Consider the following 6,265-nt stretch of genomic DNA (forward strand, 5'->3'; position numbering starts at 1 on the left):
GCGCCCGTCGCCCCTGCCCCCGCGCCGACGCCGACCCCGGCTCCGGCCGCGGCCACCCCCTCCCTCGCCAAGAGCGAGGACAGCGGTGCCGCCAACTCGGACACCCATCTTCGCGCGGCCCGGGTTCTCGCGATGGCGCAGGAGATGGCGGACCGCCTCACCGGGGAGGCCAAGAAGGAGTCCGACGGGCTCATGGCCAAGGCCCGCGGCGAGTCCGACCGCCTGGTCGGCGACGCCAAGTCCCAGTCGGAGAAGATGGTCGGCGACGCCCGCCGGGAGGCCGACAAGATCCTCGGCGAGGCCAAGACGAAGTCCGACGGGATCGTCAAGGACGCCCAGACGCGCTCCGAGCAGCAGATCAAGGAAGCCCAGGCCAAGGCCGACGCACTGCAGGCCGACGCCGAGCGCAAGCACACCGAGATCATGGCCACCATCAACCAGCAGCGTGGCGTGCTCGAGGGTCGGATCGACCAGCTGCGGACCTTCGAGAAGGACTACCGCAGTCGGCTCACCAGCTACCTCGAGAACCAGCTGTCCGAGCTCGGCAAGTCCGGGTCCGCGGCCCCTGCCGCGCCGGCGGAGAACGCCGGTGCGTCGGACCAGGGCGCCAAGAAGGACGGCGGCCACCGCGCCGAGTAGTCCACCCGCGTCGACGCGTCCGGTCCCCGCCCCTGCCCAGGGTGCGGGGACCGACGTATATTCGGGGAGTGGGCCCGCCCCGGAGGCCGGTGCGCCCCACGACACGCACCACGGCAGGAGGACCGCATGCTCGTCGCCGCACTCGGACTGACGATCCTCGGATTCGCCTTCCTCGTCGCCGCAGTGGCCACCGGTCAGATCGGGTGGGCGTGGGCCTGCATCGCTGTCGGGGCCCTCGGCCTGCTGCTGCTGGTCATGGATCTCATCCGCGGTAGGGCCACGCGGGACGGGTCCGGACAGCACCCGCCCGACGCGGCGGACGAGGCGGAGAAGACGGACGCCCACATCGACAGGTAACATCACGCCATGTCCGGCGGTGAGCCGGATGCGCTGCGATCCGGCCATCACCGGGGAGCGCTCGGAAGAACGGCCGGTCCCGTGGAGGGGTCGGCTCAGTAGAACCGAACGGGGGAGCCCGACCGAGCCCCCGACCCACGAGTGGGCGTCGCACCGTCGTCGTCAAACGGGGTGGTACCGCGGACGGACACGTCAGTCGTGTCCGGATCGTCCCCGAGCGCAGGCCTGTCGGCCCCACGGGTACCCACTCGTGCGGGCCCGTACCTCGAGGAGTCCGCCCACATGAGCACCGAGCCCACCACAACGGGTAGCGCGTACCCGATTCTCGACCTCACCGGCGGCGCGACGGCACAATCGCCGTCGTTCCCCGCCCTCGAGGAGAAGGTCCTGGCCCGGTGGGACCAGCGCGACACCTTCCGCGAATCCGTGCGCAGACGTGCGGACGCCGAGGAGTACGTCTTCTACGACGGACCCCCGTTCGCCAACGGCCTACCCCACTACGGGCACCTGCTCACCGGGTACGTCAAGGACGTGATCCCGCGATACCGGACCATGCGCGGCTACCTGGTCGAGCGGCGCTTCGGCTGGGACTGCCACGGCCTGCCGGCGGAGCTCGAGGCGGAGAAACAACTGGGTATCACCGAGAAGTCGCAGATCCTCGAGATGGGGCTGGCCGAGTTCAACAACGCCTGCGAGATGTCGGTCCTGCAGTACACCGACGAGTGGGAACAGTACGTCCACCGTCAGGCCCGCTGGGTGGACTTCGAGAACGACTACAAGACGCTGGACATCGACTTCACCGAGTCCGTGCTCTGGGCGTTCAAGCAGCTCTACGACAAGGGCCTGGTCTACAAGGGCTTCCGCGTGCTGCCGTACTCCTGGTACGAGCAGACGCCCCTGTCCAATCAGGAGACCCGGTTGGACGACGCGTACAAGATGCGCCAGGACCCCGCGGTCACGGTCGGTCTGCCGCTCGAGGCCCCGCAGTCCAGCCCGTTCCACGGCGCGGAGGCCCTGGTCTGGACCACCACGCCGTGGACCCTGCCGTCCAACCTCGCCGCCGCCGTCCACCCCGACATCGACTACTCCGTGGTGCAGGTGAACTCCGGCGAGCTCGCCGGCCGCCGCTTCGTGGTGGCCGAGGCCCGGCGTGCGGTGTACGCCCCCGAGTTCGGCGAGGACGCCGAGGTCGTGGCCACGGTCAAGGGCACCGATCTCGTCGGTCTGACCTACGTCCCGCCGTTCGACTTCTTCGCCGGTCACCCGGGTGCGCACGTCGTGCTGTCGGCCGACTACGTCACCACCGACTCGGGCACCGGCATCGTCCACCTCGCACCCGCCTTCGGTGAGGAGGACAAGGACGCCTGCGACGCGGCCGGCATCGAGTTGGTCATCCCGGTCGGACCTGACGGCAAGTTCACCGCCGAGGTGCCCCCGTACGCGGGCCAGCTGGTCTTCGACGCCAACGCACCCATCTCCCGCGACCTGCGTGCCGCGGGACGATTGATCCGGCACGAGACCATCGAGCACTCCTACCCCCACTCCTGGCGCTCCGGACAGCCGCTGATCTACATGGCGCTGCCGGCCTGGTTCGTCAAGGTCACCGCGTTCCGGGACCGGATGGTCGAGCTCAACCGCGAGCACATCACCTGGATGCCCGAGCATGTGCGCGACGGGCAGTTCGGCAAGTGGCTCGAGGGCGCCCGGGACTGGAACATCAACCGCAACCGGTACTGGGGCGCGCCGATCCCCGTGTGGGAGTCCGACGACCCCGCCTACCCGCGCGTGGACGTCTACGGGTCTCTCGACGAGCTCGAGGCCGACTTCGGTGTGCGGCCCACCGATCTGCACCGTCCGTACATCGACGAGCTGACCCGGCCCAACCCCGACGACCCGTCCGGCAGATCCACCATGCGGCGGGTGGCCGACGTGTTCGACTGCTGGTTCGAGTCCGGATCCATGCCGTTCGCGCAGGTCCACTACCCCTTCGAGAACAAGGAGTGGTTCGAGACCCACAACCCGGGCGACTTCATCGTCGAGTACAACGGCCAGACCCGCGGCTGGTTCTACACGCTGCACGTCCTGGCCACGGCGTTGTTCGATCGTCCGGCGTTCACGCACGTCGCCGCGCACGGGATCGTGCTGGGCAACGACGGGCTCAAGATGAGCAAGTCCAAGGGAAACTACCCGGACGTCAACGAGGTCTTCGCCCGCGACGGTTCCGATGCCATGCGCTGGTTCCTCATGAGCTCGCCCATCCTCCGCGGTGGCAATCTCGTGGTGACCGAACAGGGCATCCGGGAGGGCGTGCGTCAGGCCATGCTGCCGCTCTGGAACTCCTACAGCTTCCTGCAGCTGTACGCCGCCGAGCGGGCCACCTGGCGCACGGACTCCCCGCACGTGCTGGACCGCTACATCCTGTCCCGGTTGGCCACGACCCGTGACGCGATGACCGAGGCACTGGACACCACGGACATCGCCGCCGCCTGCGACGAGCTGCGGCAGTTCGCCGACGCCCTGACCAACTGGTACGTGCGTCGGTCCCGGTCGAGGTTCTGGGCGGGTGAGTCGTCGGGGCAGGACTCCCGCGACGCCTTCGACACTCTCTACACCGTGCTCGAGACCACGATGCGGCTCGCGGCCCCGTTGTTGCCGCTCATGTCGGAGGTCGTGTGGACCGGGCTGACCGGGCGGGAGTCGGTTCACCTCGCGGACTGGCCGGCCGCCGACGAGCTCCCGCGCGACGCCGGGTTGGTCGAGGCCATGGAGGCCGTGCGGTCGGTGTGCTCGACCGTCTCCTCGGTGCGCAAGGCCACGCAGCTTCGCGTGCGCCTGCCGCTGAACTCCCTCACCGTGGCAATGCCCGACGCCGAGCGGCTCGAGCCGTTCACCGGGATCATCGCCGACGAGGTCAACGTGCGCAACGTCCACCTGACCAGCGACGTGGCCGCCCACGGGCGGATGGAGTTGGCGGTCAACGCCCGCGCGGCGGGGCCGCGGTTGGGCAAGCAGGTGCAGGCGTGCATCAAAGCTGCCAAGACGGGGGACTGGTCCGAGGCCGACGGGGTGGTCACCGCCGGTGGCGTCGAACTGCAGGAGGGTGAGTACGAGCACCGCCTCGTTGCCGCGGACCCCGAGTCGACGGCTGCGCTCCCCGGGGGGGCCGGGCTGGTGGTGCTGGACCTGACCGTCACGGAAGAGCTGGAGGCGGAGGGCTGGGCCAAGGACCGGATCCGCGAGATCCAGGAGGCCCGGCGCGGCGCCGGCTTCGACATCTCCGACCGCATCCGGGTGCGACTGGAGGTCCCGGCTGCCCGCCGCGAGTGGGCCGATCGCCACGCCCGGTTGATCGCCGGAGAGGTCCTGGCCACGGATTTCGGCGTGGTCGACGCACTCGACCCGGGCGACGGTGACCCCGCCGAGCTCGCCGAGGGCGTCAGGATGACGCTGGCCCGGGTCTGACACGGACCGGTCCTGAGCCGAGACGGGAGCCGGCATGGCTGACGGGCAGGACCGCTGGGTCCTGCACGTGGACATGGACGCCTTCTTCGCCTCCTGCGAGCAGCTCACCCGGCCGACCCTGCGGGGTCGGCCGGTGCTCGTGGGAGGAGTGGGGGGTCGCGGTGTCGTGGCGGGGTGCTCGTACGAGGCGCGCGCCCGCGGTGCGCGCTCGGCCATGCCCTCGCACCAGGCCAGGCGACTCGTGGGCCCCTCGGCCGTGTTCGTCTTCCCCCGGATGGCGGTGTACCGCGCCCTGAGCCGCCGGGTGTTCGAGGTGTTCGCCGAGCACGCGCCGGTGGTCGAGCAGGTGTCGGTCGACGAGGCGTTCCTCGAGCCACCGGAGCTACGGGGCGCCGACGTCGATCGGACCCGCCGTTGGGCGCAGGACCTGCGGGCGGCGATACGTGAGGCCACCGGTCTGCCGGCCTCGGTGGGGGCGGGCGCGGGAAAGCAGTACGCCAAGATCGCCTCCGAGCTGGCCAAGCCCGACGGGGTCGCGGTGGTGCCCCGCCGCGATCACGCCGAGGTCCTGTATCCGCTCCCGGTCCGGAGTCTGTGGGGCGTGGGGCCGGTGGCGGGGGAGCGGTTGTCCCAGTTCGGGATCTCGACCATCGGCGACCTGGCCGCGATGGACGACGACGACGTGGTCCACGCTCTCGGGAGGACCGTGGGGCCGGCGATCGCCCGGATCGCGCGGGGGTACGACGACCGGCCGGTGCACGAGCGGGCGGAAGCCAAGCAGATCAGCGCCGAGAGCACCTTCGCCGCCGATCTCACGACCGCAGGTCAGGTGGCCGTGGCGGTGCGCAGGTCCGCGGAGGGCGCACACCGGCGGCTCCTGGGTGACGGCCGAGCGGCCCGGACCGTGACGGTCAAGGTCAAACGCACGGACTTCACGTCGATCACGCGCTCGTACACCCTGCCGGCGGGCACGACGTCGCTGGAGACCATCGTCGCCGTGGCCCGGTCCCTGGCCCCCGACCCCCTGGACTTCGGCGCGATCCGGCTGCTGGGCGTGGGCCTGTCGGGGCTCACCGAGATCCACCAGGACGCGCTGTTCGAGCAGGAGTTCCTCCCCGGGGCGCGGCCTGTTCCCGCCCACGACGAGCTCGACGACCTCCCCGACATCGTCGGGGTCGGGACCACCGTCACCACCGACGACGACGAGACCCCGGCCGGGGGTGCGGCAGCGGTCGCGGACGACGCCCTCCACGCGCCACCGGCGATCGGGGCGTGGCGTCAGGGGCTGGAGGAGAGGTTCCGCACGGGTTCGGACGTGCGCCATCCCGAGTTCGGCCACGGCTGGGTCCAGGGCTCCGGCCACGGCCGGGTGTCGGTCCGGTTCGAGACGGCGGTCACCGGGCCCGGGAGGATGCGGACCTTCGCCGAGGACGACCCCGACCTCGAGCTCGCCGATCCGCTCGATTCGCTCGGGTGGTGACCCCGGTTCCTGGGCTTCCTCAGCTGTAGAGGTGGTACCGGGACCACTGCGCGCGGACCCCGGCTGCGCCGGCATCCTGGTCGGCGCCCTCGTCGGCGCTCCTGTCGGCATCGACGAGCGAGAGCAGCGCGGTGAGCAGGACCCGTGCCTGAGCGGAACGCAGGTACCCGCAGCTCAGGACGCCCCGCGTCGCGAGCTCGGCGCCCCCGCCGGCTCCCGAGTACGTGGGCGTCGCCTCTCCCCGCGGCACACGTGTCGATGTCGCCACCACGATGTCCGGGCGCTCCGCGGACAGGTCCGCGACGGCCTCGGCGACCAGTGGCGGGA

General features: G+C 70.9%; 4 protein-coding genes and 1 pseudogene. 4 read left to right on the forward strand and 1 reads right to left on the reverse strand.

Annotated elements, in window-relative coordinates; genetic code table 11:
• The 4 genes from G6027_RS02955 to G6027_RS02970 form a co-directional block, all read left to right on the forward strand.
• Positions 1-639 (forward strand): cell division protein (locus tag G6027_RS02955; protein ID WP_182635283.1); only part of this gene is annotated, 639 nt, incomplete at its 5' end.
• A 126-nt stretch (positions 640-765) separates the two neighbouring features.
• Positions 766-996, forward strand: a complete 231-nt coding sequence (locus tag G6027_RS02960) for a hypothetical protein (RefSeq protein WP_182635285.1) — start codon at positions 766-768, stop codon at positions 994-996.
• Between the two features lie 282 nt (positions 997-1,278).
• Positions 1,279-4,458, forward strand: a complete 3,180-nt coding sequence (gene ileS, locus G6027_RS02965; protein ID WP_182635287.1) for an isoleucine--tRNA ligase — start codon at positions 1,279-1,281, stop codon at positions 4,456-4,458.
• Between the two features lie 34 nt (positions 4,459-4,492).
• Entirely contained in the window at positions 4,493-5,938 is a 1,446-nt protein-coding gene (locus G6027_RS02970) for a DNA polymerase IV (RefSeq protein ID WP_182635289.1), read from the forward strand.
• Positions 5,939-5,957: 19 nt separating this feature from the next.
• Here G6027_RS02970 and G6027_RS02975 read toward each other — a convergent pair.
• Positions 5,958-6,265: pseudogene (locus G6027_RS02975) on the reverse strand (asparaginase); the annotation flags it as partial.

The organism is Dietzia sp. SLG310A2-38A2 (assembly GCF_014145095.1).
GTDB lineage: Bacteria > Actinomycetota > Actinomycetes > Mycobacteriales > Mycobacteriaceae > Dietzia.